The organism is Kitasatospora sp. NPDC002227, assembly GCF_040296285.1.
Taxonomy (GTDB): Bacteria; Actinomycetota; Actinomycetes; order Streptomycetales; family Streptomycetaceae; genus Kitasatospora.
This window is the reverse complement of record NZ_JBEOWY010000105.1, coordinates 1-324: the sequence shown is the minus strand read 5'-3', so window position 1 is coordinate 324 and position 324 is coordinate 1.

Below are 324 nucleotides of genomic sequence, written 5' to 3'. Positions count from 1 at the left end.
TCCTGGGCCTCGGCCTGCTCCGCGGCCGACCGGCAGGGTGCCTGCGGCCGTCCCGGCGTCGGTTCCGGGACAGCCGCAGGGCGCGGGCCGTTTTCCACACATCCACCCAGACCCGCGCATGATGACCTTAGCAGTTGCTAACATTGGAAACTACGAAGTTCAAAGGAGAGCGGAGTGCGGAGTTCATCGGGTCGCACGTGCGCGGCGGAGCTCGACCCGCCGGTGGCCTGGGGTGCCGTGTGTCACCCCGGGCGACGGCGGCGCCGCCGGTCCGAGTACTCCCCGCTCCTTGTGGCCCGCGACGGTCGCGCGGGCCGGCTTCGC